Source organism: Sagittula marina (genome assembly GCF_014196795.1).
Classification (GTDB): domain Bacteria; phylum Pseudomonadota; class Alphaproteobacteria; order Rhodobacterales; family Rhodobacteraceae; genus Sagittula; species Sagittula marina.
Genome location: NZ_JACIEJ010000001.1, coordinates 288,070 through 307,160 on the forward strand (window position 1 = coordinate 288,070; position 19,091 = coordinate 307,160).

The 19,091-nt window shown below is 60.9% G+C and carries 20 protein-coding genes; 10 read left to right on the plus strand and 10 right to left on the minus strand.

Going from position 1 to position 19,091, the window contains the following annotated elements:
• Positions 1-109: 109 nt before the first annotated feature.
• Positions 110-1,099 carry an adenosine kinase gene (locus GGQ68_RS01335; RefSeq protein WP_183962593.1) on the minus strand — a complete coding sequence of 330 codons (990 nt, stop codon included), beginning with the start codon at positions 1,097-1,099 and terminating at the stop codon, positions 110-112.
• Positions 1,096-1,740, minus strand: a complete 645-nt coding sequence (gene nth / locus GGQ68_RS01340; protein WP_183962594.1) for an endonuclease III — start codon at positions 1,738-1,740, stop codon at positions 1,096-1,098. Before nth ends, GGQ68_RS01335 begins: the two co-directional genes overlap by 4 nt.
• A gap of 306 nt (positions 1,741-2,046) precedes the next feature.
• Between nth and GGQ68_RS01345 the strand changes: the two genes are divergently transcribed.
• Positions 2,047-2,886 carry a methylated-DNA--[protein]-cysteine S-methyltransferase gene (locus GGQ68_RS01345; RefSeq protein WP_183962595.1) on the plus strand — a complete coding sequence of 280 codons (840 nt, stop codon included), beginning with the start codon at positions 2,047-2,049 and terminating at the stop codon, positions 2,884-2,886.
• A 146-nt stretch (positions 2,887-3,032) separates the two neighbouring features.
• On the plus strand, positions 3,033-4,115 hold the full coding sequence (locus tag GGQ68_RS01350) for an alpha-hydroxy acid oxidase (protein ID WP_246429207.1): 1,083 nt from the start codon (positions 3,033-3,035) through the stop codon (positions 4,113-4,115).
• Here GGQ68_RS01350 and GGQ68_RS01355 read toward each other — a convergent pair.
• The 6 genes from GGQ68_RS01355 to GGQ68_RS01380 form a co-directional block, all read right to left on the minus strand.
• A complete protein-coding gene (locus GGQ68_RS01355; RefSeq protein WP_246429208.1) occupies positions 4,108-4,962 on the minus strand; it encodes a TonB family protein in 855 nt (284 codons plus the stop codon). The genes GGQ68_RS01350 and GGQ68_RS01355 overlap by 8 nt on opposite strands.
• On the minus strand, positions 4,959-5,411 hold the full coding sequence (locus GGQ68_RS01360; protein ID WP_183962596.1) for a biopolymer transporter ExbD: 453 nt from the start codon (positions 5,409-5,411) through the stop codon (positions 4,959-4,961). The genes GGQ68_RS01355 and GGQ68_RS01360 overlap by 4 nt, the downstream gene beginning before the upstream one ends.
• Positions 5,412-5,414: 3 nt before the next feature.
• Entirely contained in the window at positions 5,415-6,281 is an 867-nt protein-coding gene (gene exbB / locus GGQ68_RS01365) for a tonB-system energizer ExbB (RefSeq protein WP_183962597.1), read from the minus strand.
• Positions 6,281-6,964: a Fe2+-dependent dioxygenase gene (locus tag GGQ68_RS01370; RefSeq protein ID WP_183962598.1), complete on the minus strand. Its 684-nt coding sequence runs from the start codon at positions 6,962-6,964 to the stop codon at positions 6,281-6,283. The genes exbB and GGQ68_RS01370 overlap by 1 nt, the downstream gene beginning before the upstream one ends.
• 99 nt (positions 6,965-7,063) lie before the next feature.
• The gene (locus tag GGQ68_RS01375; protein ID WP_246429209.1) at positions 7,064-9,556 is read right to left on the minus strand and encodes a TonB-dependent receptor; all 2,493 of its coding nucleotides are present in this window, start codon (positions 9,554-9,556) and stop codon (positions 7,064-7,066) included.
• A gap of 239 nt (positions 9,557-9,795) precedes the next feature.
• Entirely contained in the window at positions 9,796-10,095 is a 300-nt protein-coding gene (locus tag GGQ68_RS01380) for an SH3 domain-containing protein (protein ID WP_183962599.1), read from the minus strand.
• A gap of 276 nt (positions 10,096-10,371) precedes the next feature.
• Between GGQ68_RS01380 and GGQ68_RS01385 the strand changes: the two genes are divergently transcribed.
• Together GGQ68_RS01385 and GGQ68_RS01390 are read left to right on the plus strand one after the other, a co-directional pair.
• On the plus strand, positions 10,372-11,037 hold the full coding sequence (locus tag GGQ68_RS01385) for a YiaD family glycine zipper/OmpA-like lipoprotein (RefSeq protein WP_183962600.1): 666 nt from the start codon (positions 10,372-10,374) through the stop codon (positions 11,035-11,037).
• A gap of 93 nt (positions 11,038-11,130) precedes the next feature.
• On the plus strand, positions 11,131-11,682 hold the full coding sequence (locus tag GGQ68_RS01390; RefSeq protein ID WP_183962601.1) for an NADPH-dependent FMN reductase: 552 nt from the start codon (positions 11,131-11,133) through the stop codon (positions 11,680-11,682).
• A 384-nt stretch (positions 11,683-12,066) separates the two neighbouring features.
• Here GGQ68_RS01390 and GGQ68_RS01395 read toward each other — a convergent pair whose 3' ends face one another.
• Positions 12,067-12,756: a sugar transferase gene (locus tag GGQ68_RS01395; protein ID WP_183962602.1), complete on the minus strand. Its 690-nt coding sequence runs from the start codon at positions 12,754-12,756 to the stop codon at positions 12,067-12,069.
• Between the two features lie 864 nt (positions 12,757-13,620).
• On the opposite strand from GGQ68_RS01395, the gene GGQ68_RS01400 reads away from it, so the two are divergent.
• The 6 genes from GGQ68_RS01400 to GGQ68_RS01425 all read left to right on the plus strand — a co-directional run bounded on the left by GGQ68_RS01400 (position 13,621) and on the right by GGQ68_RS01425 (position 17,481).
• Positions 13,621-14,235, plus strand: a complete 615-nt coding sequence (locus tag GGQ68_RS01400) for a ribonuclease D (protein ID WP_183962603.1) — start codon at positions 13,621-13,623, stop codon at positions 14,233-14,235.
• Between the two features lie 9 nt (positions 14,236-14,244).
• Positions 14,245-14,859 carry an LPS export ABC transporter periplasmic protein LptC gene (gene lptC, locus GGQ68_RS01405; RefSeq protein WP_183962604.1) on the plus strand — a complete coding sequence of 205 codons (615 nt, stop codon included), beginning with the start codon at positions 14,245-14,247 and terminating at the stop codon, positions 14,857-14,859.
• Complete coding sequence (gene lptA, locus GGQ68_RS01410) at positions 14,856-15,347, plus strand: lipopolysaccharide transport periplasmic protein LptA (RefSeq protein ID WP_183962605.1); 492 nt, start codon at positions 14,856-14,858, stop codon at positions 15,345-15,347. Before lptC ends, lptA begins: the two co-directional genes overlap by 4 nt.
• Positions 15,347-16,105: an LPS export ABC transporter ATP-binding protein gene (gene lptB / locus GGQ68_RS01415; RefSeq protein ID WP_183962606.1), complete on the plus strand. Its 759-nt coding sequence runs from the start codon at positions 15,347-15,349 to the stop codon at positions 16,103-16,105. The genes lptA and lptB overlap by 1 nt, the downstream gene beginning before the upstream one ends.
• A gap of 290 nt (positions 16,106-16,395) precedes the next feature.
• Positions 16,396-16,962 (plus strand): ribosome hibernation-promoting factor, HPF/YfiA family, encoded by a 567-nt coding sequence (gene hpf, locus GGQ68_RS01420; protein ID WP_183962607.1) that lies wholly within the window; start codon positions 16,396-16,398, stop codon positions 16,960-16,962.
• A gap of 54 nt (positions 16,963-17,016) precedes the next feature.
• Complete coding sequence (locus tag GGQ68_RS01425) at positions 17,017-17,481, plus strand: PTS sugar transporter subunit IIA (RefSeq protein WP_183962608.1); 465 nt, start codon at positions 17,017-17,019, stop codon at positions 17,479-17,481.
• 182 nt (positions 17,482-17,663) lie between these two features.
• Here the strand turns inward: GGQ68_RS01425 and GGQ68_RS01430 are convergent, their stop codons facing one another.
• A complete protein-coding gene (locus GGQ68_RS01430) occupies positions 17,664-19,091 on the minus strand; it encodes a sulfotransferase family 2 domain-containing protein (RefSeq protein WP_183962609.1) in 1,428 nt (475 codons plus the stop codon).

Genomic DNA, 19,091 nt, shown 5'->3' on the forward strand with positions numbered 1-19,091 from the left:
CACGAGGCAAAGCTGGACCGCGTGAAATTCGCGTGAAATCGTCCGGCTCTGATGTGTTTGCGACAGGGAGCCCCCGGCGGACATCTTCTCCGCATCGGGGGCCATTGTTTCAGGACAGGCCGGCGGCCTCGAACAGCGTTTTTACGTCGGCCTCCGGACGTGGACCCATGTGGCTGATGACCTCGCTCGCCGCAATGGTGCCCATCTTGCCGCAGGTTGCCATGTCGTGGCCTTTGACCAGGGCGTAAAGGAACCCGGCAGCGAACTGATCGCCCGCGCCAGTGGCGTCCACCGGAACCACCTTTTTCACGGACACATCGGTGCGCACTCCATCGCGCAGGATGGTCACCCCATCGCCGGAGCGCGTGCAGACCACCAGCGGACAGATTGCGCCCACAGCAGCCAGATCCGCCTCCAGATCCCCGTTTTGATAGAGCGAACAGATCTCCGCCTCGTTGCCGATGACGAAATCCATCTCTTCTTCGATCAGCTTCAGGAAATCTGCGCGGTGCCGTTCCACGCAGAACGGGTCGGAAATTGCGATGCCGGCTATGCCACCGGCTGCCTTGCAGGCGCGTGCGGCTTTCATAAACGCCTGCTTGCCCTTGTCCTTGTCGAACAGGTAGCCTTCGAGGAAAATCACTTCCGCCTCGGCGCAGACGTCCTCGTCCACATCGTCCGGACCCAGCTCCGAGGAAATGCCGAGGTAGGTGTTCATCGACCTTTCGCCATCCGGCGTCACAAAGATCATGCAGCGCGAGGTCGGCAGCTCCCCGCCTTCCACCGGCGTGTTCACAAAGGCGATGCCCTCGTTGGTCATGGCATCGGCGTAGAATTTGCCCAGTGTGTCATTCTTCACCCGGCCGATAAACGCGGTTTTCAGACCCAGCGCGCCTGCGCCCGCCACGGTGTTCGCCAGCGATCCGCCCGGCGTCTGCACCCGGTTGCCCATTGCCGCATACAGCGTCTCGCCGCGTTCCCGTTCGATCAGTTGCATGATGCCTTTCTCGATCCCCATATGGTCAAGAAAGCTGTCATCGGAGCGCGAAATCACGTCTACCACGGCGTTGCCGATCCCGGCGAGCTGGTATTTCTTCATTCGGTCTTGTCCTCGAATTGGCACAGGTCCTTGATGATACAGGCCCCGCATTTCGGTTTGCGTGCCACGCAAATGTAGCGACCGTGCAAGATCAGCCAGTGGTGCGCGTGTTGTTGAAAATCGACGGGGATATGATCTTCGATGGCGCGTTCGACAGCCACCACATCCTTGCCCGGACAGATGCCCGCCCGGTTACCGACGCGAAAAATATGCGTATCCACCGCCTGCGCCGGGTAATTCCACCACATGTTCAGCACGACGTTTGCCGTCTTGCGCCCCACGCCCGGCAAGCTTTCCAAGGCGGCCCGCGAACAGGGCACCTCGGAGTTGTATTGCTCCACCAAAATCTTCGACAATTTGATGACGTTCTTGGCCTTGTTGCGATACAGGCCAATCGATTTGATGTGTTCGATCACACCCTCTTCGCCCAGCGCGAGCATCTTTTCCGGCGTGTCCGCAATCTGGAACAGCTTGTCCGTCGCCTTGTTCACACCCGCATCTGTGGCCTGCGCCGAAAGCGCCACAGCCACCACCAGCGTGTAAGCGTTGACGTGGTTAAGCTCTCCCTGCGGTTCGGGTTCTGACGCTTGAAAGCGGGTGAACACCTCGCGCAGCGTGTGATAATCCATTTGCTTGGCCATGCGCGGGGTTCTGCCCGGTTTTGACAGGTCTGACAAGATAAGCGCACCCAATCTGAAATTGAAAAATCCGGCAAATATGATAGGCTCCATTCATTGTTTCAGTACTTTTTGACCGGAGGGCGCGCCAATCGTTTGGCCTATCCGACCTTGCCGCGTCTGAAACAGACGGCATGCGAGTCGGTGGCATTGACGCGTTGACCGGGCGCAAGATCCCCCGCATCTGGCTGGGCGCGCGGCGCTTTAGGCGCAGGAAACGGGTCGCTTTGAGGCGCTGTGTGGGTATTCTTTCGGAAAAGGAGACGCGCCATGCCAAAAGATGCCCCCGACCGCTACCACTATCACGTCATGGCCCGCGCGATCGAGGCGGTGGACCGGCTTGGCCCGAAGGCGACGCTGGATCAACTCGCAACAGAGATGTCCATGTCGCCCGCACATTTTCAGCGCATGTTCAGCCAGTGGGCCGGTGTTTCGCCCAAGCGGCTGCAGCAATATCTGACGCTCGGCCATGCCAAGGTGCTGCTGGCGGAGCGCTTCACCACGCTCGACACCGCACACGCGTCCGGTTTGTCCGGCTCCAGTCGTCTGCACGATCTCTTTTTGCGGTGGGAGGCCATGAGCCCCGGCGACTTTGCCCGCGCGGGCGCGGGACTGACCATCCGCTACGGCTGGTTCGACAGCCCCTTTGGCCCGGCCTTGGTCATGGGCACGGCCAAAGGCATCTGCGGCATAGGCTTCACCGCCGATTGTACCGAGGCTGAAGCAATGCACGATCTCAGCCGCCGCTGGCCCGACGCGCAGTATGTCGAGGACCCGGAGGCCCTGCGCCCTTGGGTCGCCAGCGCCTTTGGCGCGCAGCAGGGCGAGGTGCCGCTGTATCTCATCGGCGCACCATTTCAGATCAAGGTTTGGGAGGCTCTGATGCGCATCCCCTCCGGCCACGTGACCACCTATTCTGAGATTGCACAGGCCATCGGCGCGCCCAAGGCCGTGCGTGCCGTGGGCACCGCAGTGGGCCGGAACCCAATCAGCTACCTCATCCCCTGCCATCGCGCCCTGCGTAAATCCGGTGGGCTTGGCGGGTATCACTGGGGCCTGCCTGTAAAACGCGCGCTTCTGGCCTGGGAATCCGCGCGGATCGAGGCATGAACCTGGCAATCAGCAACTCCTGAGGACCGTGCCCGTCGAGTCGTCCGACCAGTCGCGCCAGTGTATCTGATGTAAATTGTCAACTTATCTTCAAACTTGTGCAGAACTGCTGTAGCCGGATCCGAAAGCTGGAAGGAGACGCCCACATGTCCGCTTCGGATCTGCCCGCCGGTCTGCCTGACTACGCCGCTCGTGCGCAGGCCATGATGTCGGACGTCAATCGCGCGTACTTCCTGTCCGGCGCGGGAGCCGAGACCACCCTGCGCGCCAACGAAGCAGATCTCGCGGCGCTCACCCTTCGCCCGCGCGCTTTGCGCGATCTGCGCGGCGGGCATACGCAGACCACCTTGCTGGGTCGTAGGCTGCCGCACCCGATCCTCGTCGCGCCCTTTGCGTATCAATCGCTGCTCTCTCCGGACGGCGAATGTGCAACAGCGCAGGGCGCAGAGGCGCAGCAGGCCACGATGATCCTCAGCGCGCAAAGCAGCGAACCCATGCAGGATGTGCGCGCTTCCGGTGCCGCCTGCCGCTGGTTTCAGCTGTACTGGCAGGCCACGCTGGACGGCACATTGACCCTTGCCAATCGCGCCGCTGAGGCCGGGTTCGAGGCTTTGGTGCTTACCATTGACGCGCCTGTAAACGGCATCCGCGATGCGGAAGTGCGCGCGGGTTTTCACCTGCCAGAGGGGACGCGCCCGGTGAACCTGACCGGTCTGCCGCAGCCGCGCTTTGCCCCGTTGACACAGGGCGAGTCGATGATCTTTGACCGTATCGCCCACATTCTGCCCCGCTGGGAAGATGTGGCAGCCTTGTGCAAGGCCAGCCCGCTGCCGATCCTGATCAAAGGCGTGCTCTGCGCCGAGGATGCCCGCGCCGCCGTGGCCGCCGGTGCCGCCGGGGTGATCGTGTCGAACCATGGCGGGCGCGTTCTGGATGGGGCGTGCTCCAGCATCTCCGTCCTGCCAGAGGTCGTCGCGGCCGTCGGCGCAGAGCTGCCCGTGCTGATGGACGGCGGCCTGCGACGTGGCGCGGATGTGTTCAAGGCACTCGCGCTGGGCGCACAGGCGGTCCTCGTTGGCCGGCCTGTCATCCACGGCCTGACTGTTGCCGGAGCCTTGGGCGTCAGCCATGTTCTGCGCCTGCTGCGCGATGAGCTGGAGGTCGCGATGGCCCTCACGGGCTGCCGCACGCTGGACGAGATCACCGCAGACCGTGTCGGCACTACTTGAACGAATAGCGCAACGGCACCATCAATGTGAATTCGGCCCCTTCAAGGTGATTGGGCGGCGTGGGCAATTTGCCGATCTCGTCAAACACCTCCAGCGCCGCCTGATCCAGCACTGGCCAGCCGCTGCTTTGCTCCAATGTGCGGGCCAGCACAGCGCCGTATCGATCGACGGTAAACCGCACCAGCACCTCACCTTCGATCCGACGACTGCGCGCCAGCTTGGGATAGCGCTTGGCCTTGGAAATGCGGACCACGATGTCCTTTTGCCACTCCGTCACCTGGGCCATTTGCTCGGCGGTCAGCCCTTCGTCCTGCGCCTGTGCTGTGTCCGACGTCTGATCGGCAGATACACCGGACACCGACGCCTGCGAGGCCGCACGGTCCTCCGCGCCCATCTGGGTTTCGGCGTCGACCTTCTCCTCGTCATATTCCGTGGCGGCCTCGTGGGCAGTCTCCTCGACCTCCTCCACCGGATCGGGGGAGGCGACACCGAATTTCAGCTCATCATCCTCAACCTCGTAGGGGATTTGTTGCAAGGGCGGCTCGTCTGCAGCCTTGGCCGGATCCACGGCTTCGGCGCTTTCGGTAACGGTGGGCGCGGACACCGACTCTGCCACCTCCGCGCTGTCTTCTCCAGCGTCTGATGGTGCGGTGATGATGTCGGACAAATCGAACAGGATCGCGCCCGTGGCCCCGGCTTGCGCCTGCGCGGGTGGCTCTGTCGCGGGAGGCTGCGCCAACATACGCGCGACGGGGGCCGCGTGCAGCCCGGCGCTGACGGCAAGCGCCAGCCCGGTCCAGGCCATGCCGCGCCACAGGCCGCCGCCCGGCTGGTAGGTCAGGCTCATTCCGTAGCCTCCGCGCCAAGGTCCTCCGGCGGGGCCGCGCTTTGGTCCAATCCCACGAGGCCAACCTTCAGATAGCCTTCGCCCCGCAGAATGTTCATGACCGAAATCAGCTCGCCATACGGCACTGATTTGTCGGCACGAATGTAGAGCCGTGTATCGCGGTTCAAACTTGTGGCGATGCCAATCTCCATCGGCAGGCCCGCCGCGTCGGTTTCGATCTCACCGACGGCCAGCGACAGGTCCTCGGTGATGGTAACAAAGACAGGCTCTGACGGGCGCTGCGGGGCATCTGCCACAGCGACGGGCAACTCGACGGGGATGTCCACGGTGGACAGGGGCGCGGCCACCATAAAGATGATGAGCAGCACCAACATCACGTCGATAAAGGGCGTGATGTTGATGTCGTGGTTTTCCTCGAAATCATCACTGTCGGAAAGACGTCCGGCCATGGTTCACTCCGCCGCCGCAGCAAGGGTCAGGTTGGGGGCCTCTTGTGGCGACAGGTCCAGATCGCGCGACAAGGTGCGTTCCACCAAGGCTGCTGCGTCGCCCAGCATGACTTTGTAGCCGCCCAGGCCCCGCGAAATCAGGTTGTAGAAGATCACCGCAGGGATCGCCGCCACGAGGCCGATGGCCGTGGCCAGTAGCGCCTCTGCGATGCCGGGGGCGACCACGGCGAGGTTTGTGGTGTTGCTTTCCGCGATGGAGACGAAGCTGTTCATGATGCCCCAAACGGTACCGAACAGGCCAACGAAAGGCGCAGTCGATCCGATATTGGCCAGGATGCCGGTGCCTGCGCCCATGCGCCGGGCCGCGCCGACCTCGATCCGGCCAAGGGTCGATCCAGTGCGCTCCTTGATGCCCGCATGCAGGGAGGGGGACGCGCCGCTGCGATCCCACTCGTCCAGGGCGGCGCGCGCCATGCGGCCGACAATGCCTTTGCCCTTGGCCATGCGTTTGGACAGACCTTGCAGACTGCCGGCGCGGTCGAGGGTGCGGTACTGTCGTGCGATGGCCTGACGCCGCAGCGCCAGCGACACAATCTTTGCCGCAAAGATCGCCCAAGTGACGACCGAGGCAAAGGCCAGCGATAGCATGACCCCTTTTACCACCCAATCGGCGGCCATGAACATGCCTACGGGCGACATGTGATCCTCTGCGCCATGCTCCAGCGCGGTCATCAGCGTGGCCTTCATCTGCGCATAATGGCCCCAGATGCCCGACCAAAGCTCCATCATGCCGGTCATTGTCTCAGCGTCTTGCGCCATGGCGTAGGAGGGCAGCAGCGCCAGCCCTGTTGCGATAAGGATCGGTTTCATCAGCTGTCCGCCCACATGCGAATGAGGTTGTGATAGATGCCGGTCAGTCGAACGACTTCCGGATCGTCGGCGCCTGCGCGGACCGCAAGGTCCTGAAGCGTCTGGTCGAGGTCGAACAGGATCGTCCGGTGTTCGTTCGACCGGATCATGCTTTGCAGCCAGAAGAACGACGAGACCCGCGCGCCGCGCGTCACCGGCGTCACCTCGTGCAGCGAGGTCGACGGGTACAGAACCATATGTCCGGCGGGGAGCTTCACCTCCTGCGTGCCGTAGTGGTCCTCCACGACCAGCGAGCCGCCGTCGTAGTCCTCCGGTTCGGACAGGAACAATGTCATCGACAGATCCGTGCGCAGCCGTTCCTGCGTCAGCGGGTTGATCCGGATCGCATTGTCCACATGCATGCCGAATGCCTCGCCCACCTCGTAGCGATTGAACATCGGCGGCAGGATCTTGAGCGGCAGCGCCGCGGACAGGAACAAAGGCGCGGCGGAAATCGATTGCAAGATCCGTTGTCCCAATGCCTGCGCCAGATCGCCGGTGGGCGGCAGCTGTTGGTTATGCTTCACGCGAGCCGATTGCGCGCCCGCAGTCGTCTTGCCGTCGTCCCAATCCGCAGCGTCCAGCAGGTGGCGGAATTCGGCGACCTCGTCCTTGGTCAGAACGTCGGGAATGGTGATCAGCATGGGCTGCTCCTCGGTCTGGGCTTTGGAAACTGTGCCAGGAAAAGAGTGAAGGCAGGCGACCCGCTTGTCGCCTGCCCCCGAGGGACTGATCTCAAAGGATCAGAACTTCATGTCCACCGCGGCCCAGATCTCGCGACCCGGTGCTATATAGGTGAACGGCTCCCCGGAGCGATACGCCGTGTCGTAGTAGGCCTCGTCACCCACGTTTTTGACACCAAAACGCACGTCCGCACGGTCGTTGATGTTGTAGGACCCCACCAGATCAAAGGACCAGTAGGACGGCAGGCTGTTGTCGTTCACTGCAAGAGACCCCAGTTTGACCTCACCCTTCCAGTTGGATTGCACGCCCAGCATCAACGCATTGGTGACGTCATAGGTGGCCAGCAGGTTGAACTGTTGGTGCGCGATGGTCGCCACTTCTTTGCCCACGTCGTCTCTGCTGGCGCTTTCGAGGATTTCGCTTTCCATGAACACCGCGCCACCGTACAGACCGACCCGGTCGACCTTGCCCGCAACGCCCAGCTCGATGCCGCGCAGGCGATATTCCAGTTCATCTGTCGTCACAGCGCTGGACCCACGGCCCTGCGTTTCCCGTGCGTTCTCCTTCGTGGTCTGGAACAACGCTGCGGTCAGCAGCAGGCCTGGCGTGACCTCGTATTTCGCACCCAGCTCAAAGGCCGTGTTGCGCTCTGGCTCGAGATCTTCGCCACCGGTGTCGAGACCGCCGTAGAAACCGCCGCCTGCCGCGATCTCCGACCCCATCGGAGTGGTGGAGGTGGAGGCCGCGCCATACAGCGTCAGCGCATCAGATGGTTTGTAAGTGACGCCAAGGTTGCCGTTCCACATGGTGTCGGTGCGCGACAGCGCATCCGAACCGCTCGATTTGCGTGAAATGTCGTAGTGATCGACACGCAGGCCGGCATCGACGCTCCACTGTTCGTTCAGGTCGATCCGGTCCACAAAATAGGCGGAGATCGTCTTGACCTCGGTCTTGGTTGGCGTGTCCTGACGCTCTGGCATATCGCCGTTCCAGCACACGCTGGTGTCGGGATCGACAACATCGACAGTACAGCCGCGTGAGCCCACCGGGAAATCCTCGGTCGAGCCGGGGTAGGAATCGGCACGAACCCACTCCTTTTGCAGCGTCACGCCGGTGACATAGCTATGGCCCAGTCCGCCCCAGCCGGCTTCGCCAGCCAGTTCCGTGGTGTTGGAGTAGACATCGGTGATCTGGTAGCGGGATTTGTCACGGACGCCCGTTGTCCAGTCGTCGGGATCGTTGGACCCGTTCTCGTCTACCGAACCCGGCGCCGTCAGAATGTAGTCGTTGATCGTGCGCGCCGCACGGAAGGTGTTGCTCAGGGTCAAGCCGCTGTCCATCTCCCACGTCAGGCGGCCTGTGGCCACGTTGCGGGTTGCTTCCTGGAAATCGCGGTCTTCGATGCCGTAGAATGTATCACGGTCGACACCGAATTCAGTCACCGGGCCTTTGTCGCCATTTGGCGCTCCGGTCGTGTAGGGCACGCCCCAGTCCGGCGTTCCGTCAAACTTGGTAAAGCTGTAGGAGCCATCCAAGGTCACGTTGTCGGTCAGCTTGTATTTGATCGCGGCGGCCGCGCCATAGCGGTCATCTTCGACCCCGTCACGCCCGGCGACTTCGCCGTTCTGATACAGGCCGTTGAAACGCAGCTGGACGCGCTCGTTTGTGGCCATATTCTGGTCGACTGTGGTGCGCAGTGTCCCGGCAGAGGTCGCCTCCACACTCAGGTACGTGAAATCCACGTCTTGCGGTTGCTTGGTGGCGATGTTGATCGTGCCGCCTGTGGCGCCCCGTCCGCCGACAGACCCGGATGGGCCTTTCAGGATCTCGACCTGTTCGGTGTCGAATGTCTCGCGGACAGAGGTGCCGGGATCACGCACGCCGTCCACGTAGACGTCGTTGTTCGCCTTGAACCCACGGATATAGATGTTGTCGCCAAAGGCATTGCCGCCTTCACCAAAGCCAAGGCTGACGCCCGGTGTCTGGCGCGCGATTTCGCGCACGGATGTGGTGTGCGTGGCCTCGAGCGTCTCTTTGGTGATGGCCGTGACCGTGCGCGGCATATCCGCGATATCGCCTCGCAGCTTGGAGTTGGTCAGCGTGTTGGCCTTGAACGGAGCATTGGGGTCGGCGTTCGGGTTTGTGCCCGCGCGGGCCTGACGCGCGGCCTCTACGCCGGCGGCCTCGGCTGCGACCTGCGCTGCGGCTGCCGCTTCGGCGGCTTCCTGTTCGGCACAGACCGGTGTGCCCGCCAAGGCCGGGGTGCAGACTTGCGGCGCGGCGCGGCGCGCCGGTGCGGCGGCGGTTCGGCGTGGGGCAGAGGCCGCCGGGCGCGGTGCGGGTGCCGGTTCTTCGGCGGTTTGGATGTCAACCGTGGGCAGCAGGATGACGCTGTCAGCGTCAGCTGTGTCCTGCGCGGCCACCTGCGTGCCCATCAGCGCCACGGCGCATGCGGCAGCTAGGGTTGTGCGGCGGTCGGACACGCGGTCCAACGGAGTCAAAGCGGTTTGCGTGCGGCACTGCGCACGTCGTCCACGAAGCGACTGTGTCATGTGACTGTCCCCAAATGAGATCGACCAGCAAGTCGAATCAAGATGTTATGGAAGTGCTGGCGATGGTCTCTTTTGAGGCACACTAGGCTGGCGCGTTTGGTGCGCCCTGATTGCCGAGTAAATTAATCAGGTACAGAATTTTCGTCCACGCTGTGGCAGAAATGCGCGCTAACGGTGCATCTTCGCAACACCTAAGGGTGGCCCCTTGGCCAACCCAGCATCCACGCAGGCAGACACTCTTATTTGTGAGTCAGATAGGCGTCAGAGACAAAGCCGCGCAGCCCTGGCGCTTGGTCCAGCGCAACATCACACCACCGTGTTGCCCCGGTGCGTTGGCAGTTGTGGACCCGGACAAGCGTGCCATTTGGCAGGCCGACAATCACCAGGAACCCCGTTCCAGGCCCGGCGCGCATTTTCAACATATCGTCGGCGTCCACGCCTGAAACTTCCGCGAGATCACGCCAGGCGGCCATTGCCGGACTGGACAGAACCATCGCCGTCAGAGCGAGTCCCAAGGCGGTCGCCATCACTTTGCGCATGCGTTTCTCCTGCTCGATTGTGTTTTTTTCCAGTCTATCCGGCACGGAGGGTAAAGGAAACGATCAGAGACGTGAGAACCGTGAAAAGGTTAAGTGCCTGTATGTTATAGACATTTTTGCAAGAGGTATGCAAGGTGGGCAATTTGCCGCCAAGGCAGGCATCTGAAGGAGTTTTTCACGGGAACCTAAGTCGCGGCTGTGGCATTAACCGTGAAGGATAACAACGCGCCCGCGCAGGTGGGCCATTCAATTCACGACGAGAGGCACTAAGACACCATGATCCGCTCTTCCCTTATGCTTTCCACCATCGCCGCACTGGGCCTCAGCGCCTGCACCACCGGTAGTGTTGGCTTTGACCAAAACGACCCCAACCGCCAAGCCAAGACCGGCGCGCTGGTTGGTGCTGCCACAGGCGCCATCGCGGGCCGTCTGGCCGGTGGCGACGACAAGGGTGAGCGCAACCGCGCCACCGTGGCCGGTGCTCTGGTCGGTGCCGCTGCTGGTGCCGCAATCGGCAACCAGCTCGACAAGCAGGAAGCTGAACTTCGCCAGCAGCTTGGCAACCAGGTCGACATCCGCAACACCGGCGACCGCCTGATTGTGACCATGCCACAGGACATCCTGTTCGCCACTGACAGCGCCACGCTGCAAGGCAACCTGACCGGCGACATTCGCGACGTGGGCCGCTCGCTCCTAGCCTATCCGAACACCACCACCCAGGTCATTGGCCACACCGACTCTGACGGTGCCGCCGCGTATAACCTGAACCTGTCGCAACGCCGCGCGCAGGCTGTGGCAAACGTGCTGACCTCCGAAGGCGTGCCATCGGGCCGCATTCAGGTTATTGGCCGTGGCGAAGACCAGCCCATCGCGTCCAACCTGACGCCTCAAGGCAAGCGTCAGAACCGCCGCGTGGAAATCGTGATCCTGCCCAACACTTGATTGCGATAACTGACTAAAGGACGAGCGCCGTGGCCTTGCCGCGGCGCTTTTTCGTTTAGATAGTCCTGAAGACCTTTTCAGGAGCATATCCTAATGACCACCCTTTCCGTTGTCGGCCTGTGCGGCTCTTTGCGCGCCGCCTCAACCAATCGTTTGTTGCTGAATGAAGCCGCGCGGCGCTTCGGCGAGGATGCGGCCTATACCGAAATCGATATCCTCTTTCCGCTGTATGATGAGGACACAGAAACAGGCCCAGGCATTCCCGATGCGGTTCAGCACGCTGCTGACCTGATCGCCGGGGCGGACGCGGTTATTATTGCCACACCTGAGTACAACAAAGGCATCAGCGGCGCGTTGAAGAATGCGCTGGATTGGATCAGTCGCACGGAGGGCAACTGTTGGCGGGACAAGCCGGTGGCGCTGGTCTCAGCTGCGGCGGGTGCTGCGGGCGGGCCGCGGTCTCAATCGATGACGCGCCTGTGCCTGACGGCGTTTCGCCCCACCTTGCTGCCGGGGCCGGAGGTCATGATCGGCCAGACCGCGCAGCAGTGGGATGACAATGGACGTCTGACCAACGAGATGGGCATCAAGTTACTGAGCGAATTGATGGCCGACCTACGGAAGGTGGCAGAGGCGCGGGCATGAACTGCCATCTCCTTTTAGACCGAAGCGTGGATAGCATACGGAAGAAGATTGATGTCCGCACCGCTGTGTGAGCCGGTGCGATGTATAAAGCCCGCGCGCAAGCACCTGTAACGACGCCGCTTTCGCGACCTTGCAGGCTGAATTTTGGCAATACGGCGAGCTGTGTCTGCGAGAGATGCAAGACCTGCTTGCCGTAGTCACCCTGATCCAGAAGTGCCACAGTCCATATCGCCGGGCGTGGGTGAAGCCGAAACCGCCTGCTTTGATCCGACGCTGCGTTTGAAGGGCGAGGCGCTCTTTGGGCTAAATATGAAAAGACCCCGCTCACGATACTGTGGCGGGGTCTTTTCATGCGGGCTGCGGGCGATGTTCTGACCGTTTGGATTAGCAGCCGGTGCCGTGGATGACGACGCGGATGGTTTTCATCAGTACTTTCAAGTCAGTGACAAACGACAACTGAGACAGGTAGGCGCTGTCGAACTCTGCGCGCTCGGCAAAGCTGCTCTCGTTGCGCACTGAAGTCTGCCAAAAACCGGTAATGCCGGGGCGGAGTGCGTAATAAGCGGTGCCGGGGTAGATGTCTTTTTGGTCCATCATCATCGGACGCGGACCTACGAGGGACATGTCGCCGATGAAAACGTTCCAAAGCTGTGGCAGTTCGTCAATAGAGCTCTTGCGGATCAGGCGACCGATGGGCGTGATGCGCGGATCGTGACGCAATTTTTGCGCGTGGTTCCATTCCATGCGAGCTGCAGGATTTTCAGCCAGATGACGGGCCAGAAGGCGGTCGGCATCGGGCACCATGGAACGCAGTTTCCACATCCGAAAGGCGCGATCGTTCCGCCCGACGCGCAGCTGAGTGTAGAACGGGTTGTGACCGTCAAGTGCAACCAGCGCGGCGAAGAGCAGCGTCACCAAGATAATTGGCGGAGCGACAAACAATACAATAGCCATATCGAGCGCGCGTTTCATCGCGTGACGGTAAGGCGCGTAGCGCGGTGCGGCGAAGATCGTATCTTCGATCAGCGTCTCTATTACAGCTTGCGCCAGCGGCTGGCGAATATGCAGTGTCAAGATGACAATCCTTACTCATGCGCGACGGGCGGCAAATCTTCGCGAACGGATTTTTGAAGAAGCTCAGCAGTGGTCCAGGCACGCTGGTCCAATCATGCAGGGACGTATCGGCCCTACAGCTGTCATGTTCAAATTTCCGGGCACAACGCAGCAGACATACCCAAAGACTCCCGTAGTGGAAGCACCAACCCCCAAGTGCCGGAAATGTGGACCGTGGCAGAAGTGCGGCAGGTCCACTCGACAAGCCTCTTATGTCGGGCTGCCACAATTCCGTCAATAACGTCCCGGATGCACACGTTTAGGTTGAAAGCTTCGTTATGTCACAAAGTTGACACTTCGTGAAGTAAGGTGAAATCAGCTCTTGGCTAGCGGTCTGCGAGACGGCTTTGAGGGGTGTTTCCATGGCCGTTTCTCGGTTGGTCGAGATTGAAGAGGGGCTTTTTCTCGGGAGCATCTGTTTCCAAAACTGAATTAAAGCTGGATTACCGAAGCTAAAAACACGTAAACTTGCGCTTAAAGTGAGGGTGTTGGGAGTGTTGATCCCGTCAAAATTGTATTGCTCCAGGTGGAATCACTTCAGGCCGATCTGGGGAGCTTGAATTCGTCGCGGCAGACGAAACACTGCGTTCTTAGCACGTTTCAGGCGACTAAAAGCGCTCACGGGTTGTAACAAATTGAAACATTGCGTGATATCCCGCCCGAATCACGGCCTGCAATTACCTTATCTGCGCCCGAATCTGCCGGACCTCTGCCGCATTTGGGCGTCGTTGAGTGAAATGTGTCGAAGTGGGGCGCGTGCTGCAGTTGAAAGCATGCGGGCCCCCGGATATGTCCCACCAAGCGGTGCACATCGGAGGACGCGACATGGCCAACCATCTGCACACAGGTGATCTGCCGGACGGGCTGGACCTGGGGAAATCAGTGGCCATTGACTGCGAAACAATGGGCTTGCATCCGCATCGGGACCGCCTGTGTGTCGTTCAGCTGTCGGCCGGCGACGGGAATGCGCATCTCGTGCAGGTGGCCAAGGGGCAGGACCGCGCGCCGAACCTTGAGCGACTGCTGACCGATCCGACGGTCCTGAAGCTATTTCATTACGGACGGTTCGACATTGCGGCGATGTACCATGCCTTTGGCGCGCTGGCGGCGCCAGTCTACTGTACGAAGATCGCTAGCCGTCTTGTGAGGACCTACACCGACCGGCATGGGCTGAAGTCGCTGACGCAGGAACTCATCGGTGTCGATATCTCCAAGCAGCAGCAATCAAGCGATTGGGGCGCAGAGACGCTGACCCGTGCGCAAATTGAGTACGCGGCCTCTGACGTGTTGCACCTGCATCGACTGCGAGAGGTTCTCGACAAAATGCTGGAGCGGGAAGGGCGGACAGAGATCGCGCAGGCCTGTTTCGACTTTCTTCCGACGCGGTCCACGCTTGACCTTGCGGGTTGGCCCGACACCGATATCTTCGCGCACAGTTGAGGAACCGATATGGCACGTGCTGGCGGGGCCTATTCCCGCGTCATCGCCTGGCTGAAGATCTTGCTGCCGCTTGCCGCGCTGGCCCTGTTGTCGACGCTGTTCCTGCTGTCTGACAGCCGTGACACGCTGGAAAACGTGCCCTTTGCCGATGCGTTGAACCAAGGTGATGTGGCGACGCCGGGCGTGTCTGCGCCATATTACTCGGGCATGACGGACGACGGCGAACTTCTTACAATGACCGCGCGTCGTGCAAGGCCTCTGGCGGGCGGGGATATCGAAACAGATATGTTGGAAGCACGGGTGCATCTGAGCGACGGCAGCACGTTGACGCTGAACGCGCAGATGGCACAGGTCAGTGACAGCGATAATGCGCTGACCCTGGGCGGCGGGGTGACCATCCAGAGCAGTCAGGGCTATGTCTTGCAAACAGACGCCATGATAACGCGCACCGATCGTGTCGAAGGGGAAACCGAAGGGCACGTCACAGGCACCGGGCCGTTGGGCACCCTCGACGCCGGACGGATGAAAATCGTCCCGGCGAATGAAAATGGTGCTGTGCAAATGCACTTCACCGACGGCGTAAAGCTGGTATACCAGCCGCCAGAAAAGGATGACACTCCATGACACGAACGCTCGCCGCGATCCTTGTGACGCTTTTGCCGATGACGGCCCCTGGCGCGGCAACGGCACAGCAGGTGGCGTTTGGAGGGATGCAGCAGGACACCCGCGCCCCGGTGGAGGTGACGGCGGATTCGCTGTCGGTCAACCAAGCGGATGGCACGGCAATGTATAGCGGAAATGTGGTGATTGCGCAGGGCGACATGCGCCTCGCAGCGCCTCGCGTTCTCGTGGTCTATTCCGAGCAAGCCAGCAGTATTCAACGGCTGGAGGCCACCGGCGGTGTCACACTGGTCAGCGGCGAGGAAGCCGCCGAAGCCGAGCGCGCCGACTATGATATAGAGGCCGGAACCGTGGTCATGAGCGGCGACGTGCTGCTGACCCAAGGCACCAGTGCGCTGACTGCGCAACGCATGACGGTCAATCTGGAAACGGGCACCGCCGAGATGGGCGGCCGGGTCAAAACGGTGCTGCAACCGTCCGGTGGCGAGTAATGGTCAAGCCGGAATTGACGGTGACGGAGGGCGACAGCGGCCTGCGCGTGACCCATCTGCGCAAAAGCTATCGCAAGCGGGTGGTGATCCGTGACGTGACAATGCGGCTGGACCGGGGGGAAGTGGTTGCGCTGCTCGGGCCAAACGGGTCGGGCAAGACCACATCGTTTTACGCTATCGCAGGATTGGTGAATCCGGACGCCGGTCAAGTGATGATAGACGGTCGGGATGCGACGTATCTGCCGATGTACCGTCGGGCGCGGATGGGGATCGGCTATCTGCCGCAGGAAATGAGCATCTTTCGCGGCCTGTCGGTCGAGGACAATATTGGCGCTGTACTCGACATTGCCGAACATGACGCGACCCGGCGGCGAGAGCGGCTTGAAGAACTGTTGGGCGAATTTTCCATCGAACATCTGCGCCGCGCGCCTGCGCTGGCGCTGTCTGGGGGCGAACGTCGCCGGGTGGAGATTGCGCGCTGTTTGGCGGCAGATCCGAAATATCTGTTGCTTGATGAACCATTCGCGGGGGTCGACCCGATCAGCGTGGGGGACATTCGCCATCTTGTGGCCGACCTGAAAACCCGCGGGCTTGGCGTGCTGATCACCGATCACAACGTGGCCGAAACGCTGGCGTTGGTGGATCGGGCGTACATCTTGCACGACGGTGCGGTGCTTATGTCAGGCTCCCCCGAAGAGGTGGTGCAGAACGAGAATGTGCGCCGTGTCTACCTTGGCGACAACTTTCGTCTCGCCTGACCTTTACGTTAACCGACGCTCTCAACCTGTTCATCTGTGATATAAATCAAGGGCGGTTTTTCGACTTTGTGACCCCCCGGACATCTCGGTTTCGATTGACAGGCAGAGGCGTTTCACACTCAAATGGTGGTATGGTGCTTTGTATCGCGGCATGGCTGACCGGCACGTTTCCCCAGTTTGGGGAGTGTTTCGATTCGGTCTGTGCAAAGCACTTTTCCTGAACCGATGAACCCACCACCGGGGCTTATCGCCCCGGCCCTATTGTCGGTGCAATAAGAGAAGGACGGAACATGCGTTACCAGATCACGGGCAAACATATCGACATTGGCGAAGCGCTGCAGACACATGTGCAGACAGAGCTTGGCGCGATTTTGGATAAGTATTCCCAACGCCCGACAGACGCGACCGTGGTTTTTTCCAAGTCCGGGCATGAATTTGTCTGCGAAGCCACCATTCACCTGTCCAGCGGCCTGAACGCTGCGGCCAAGGGGCACGCGACGGAAATATATGCTGCTTTCGATGCGTGCATCGAAAAGATGGACAAGCAACTCCGCCGTTACAAGCGTCGCCTGAAGGACCATCACAAGGACCGTACGGAACCCGTTGAATTTATCGGCGGCGCCTCGTATATCCTCGCCAATCAAAAGGATGGCTCGGAAGAATCCGAGCCCGAGTCGCTTCAGCCGATCATCGTCGCAGAGATGGAGACCCAGATCCCGTCGCTGTCCGTGGGCGAGGCCGTGATGCAGATGGAACTGGCCGGGGCACCCGTGCTTGTGTTCCGGAACGAGAAAAAGGATGGGGTGAACGTCGTGTATCGACGCGAGGACGGCAACATCGGCTGGATTGATCCGTGAGACTTCTCATGGATCGCGCGGTGCGTTGATCCTTTATACCCTCAGGGCTTGCACATGAAATTTGTCCATCTGTTGAAACCACAGGCCGTCAAGGCCATGGCTTCGTGTTCCTCGAAGAAGCGGTTGATGCACGACATCGCCGATCTCGCGGGGAGCGCGCATGACCTGAACGCATCGACAGTCGTGGAAGCCCTTTTGGAGCGCGAAACCCTGGGGCCGACGGGAGTCGGCCACGGGGTGGCGTTGCCGCATGCCCGGATTGCTGGTCTGGAAGAGGTGCTCGGTGTGTTCCTGCTGCTGGAAAAACCAATCGATTTCGATGCAGTGGACCGGCAGCCGGTGGACTTGGTGTTTGCGCTTTTGGCGCCAGAAGAAGCGGGCGTTGAGCACCTGAAGGCGCTGGCATTGGTGTCTCGGACGTTGCGCGACCCTGCTTTGTGTACCAAGTTGCGGGCCAATCGTGATGCCGCAACGCTCTACACAATTTTGACCGAGGCCGAGGCAGTCAAGGCCGCCTGAGTTCTTCGGTCGGGCGCGGGACTCTTGCCAAGGCAATTCGCCCGCCCACCGACCCTACCCCTGCGCATGTGACTTGCGGAGCTTTTCGGCTGCAGGTTTTTGGAAGTCTCTTCGGGTTCTTTTGGACGTATATGTCCAACGGTTCTGTCTGAAGGCGTGCGTTCGCAAAACAGAGTGCGCCTTCATCCCCAGTCTTCGAAGCCAAACATGAGATAGTCTCGTTGATAGGCTTCGCGGGCGAGGTGTTCAATCTGATCGTCGTAAATCTGTGCTAGGCTGAAGGGGGCCGAGGTCGGGTGCGGTGCAGGATCAGGCGGGGCGGGGTGTCCGACCTGCATCGCGAGTGCAGGCATGTAGGTTGCGACTTCGCTTTCGCGGATGATCATGTCAGGCAGGGTGAAATCACCCATGCCCTGTAAGCATTGCGCTTGTGTGGCCCAGTGGCCGTCAACGCGCACCGCAGTTTGACCAGAGAGGTTTGCTTTGACCCAGCGAAGCCACGCAGTGAAAGCCTCGCGGTGTGCAGTTTCGTCATAGTCGGGACCGGGCGCAGCTTCAGGGATGGGGAGGCTGTGGGCGCGGCGCAGTGTCTGCCGGATGCCCTTGAAGCTGCCCTTTTCCGTCGAGAGGATCTTGGAGCAAAATGCCTCATGCGCGCGGGCCAGCGGATGTCGGATCACAGTGAAACTGCGGTGGCCGGGGCGCTCTTTCTTCCACGCGCGGAGCGTGCCTTGGGTGAAGTCGCGTATCAGTTGGTTGGGGCTGGCACCGTCCAAGTCGGCCAGCCACTGCTTGACCATGCTTTCGGGACCCGAGCGGATCGGCATGTATAAAAGCGGTGTGTCGCGGGCGGCGACGTAGCCGGGCACCACGGGTCCGCGGCGCGGCTCGAAATTGGGGGTGCGCGTCAGGTTGAACGTGTCCTGCCGCGCCAGAGCACGCTGCATCTCGTCGAAGTTTTCAACTTTGTCTGCGATCGGCTCAGGGTTTTGACGTTTCAACGCGGTATTAAGGCCGTCCTTTTGGTGAGTTGCACCAAGCCAGCGGGCCAGACCATTCATGACCCCGAGGTCATGGAGATCGTCGTAATCCACATAAAAGGCCGTTTGCGCGGTGGATTGCAGCGTGTTCATGATCCGGAGCTGGAAGGCCTGCAGATCTGCCACATGTTCTTCGAATTCGCGAGCGTCGAAGAGGGCTTTTGCCTCCTTGCGGCGCTTGACGTTGGTCAGCTTCCACTGGCCGGTGGCGCGAGCGATCTTCCAGCTGACGTAGCTGTCCACCGGATTGCGGGTCAGCACGATCTTACCGATCTTCGGGTCGGTCAGCAGCGTGTCCAGAACGCGCGGATCGTGGTTATGGAAATAGCGAAAGCCGCCCAATCCGCCCGGCGTGGCCAGCCGAATTTGTTGCAACAGGCGCGTGGGGTCGAGGTCACGTTCAGCCTGCGTGACACCAAGGATGTCCTCGGATTGCGGATAGCCAATAAAATGGGGGTTAAACGCCTCGCCAAAGCAGCTCAGCCCATCAAAGCCGTTGATGTTCGCTTCGAGGAAATTCGAGCCGGTGCGCATTTCGGCAAAGATCACGAAGCAGTCAAATTGGGGCAT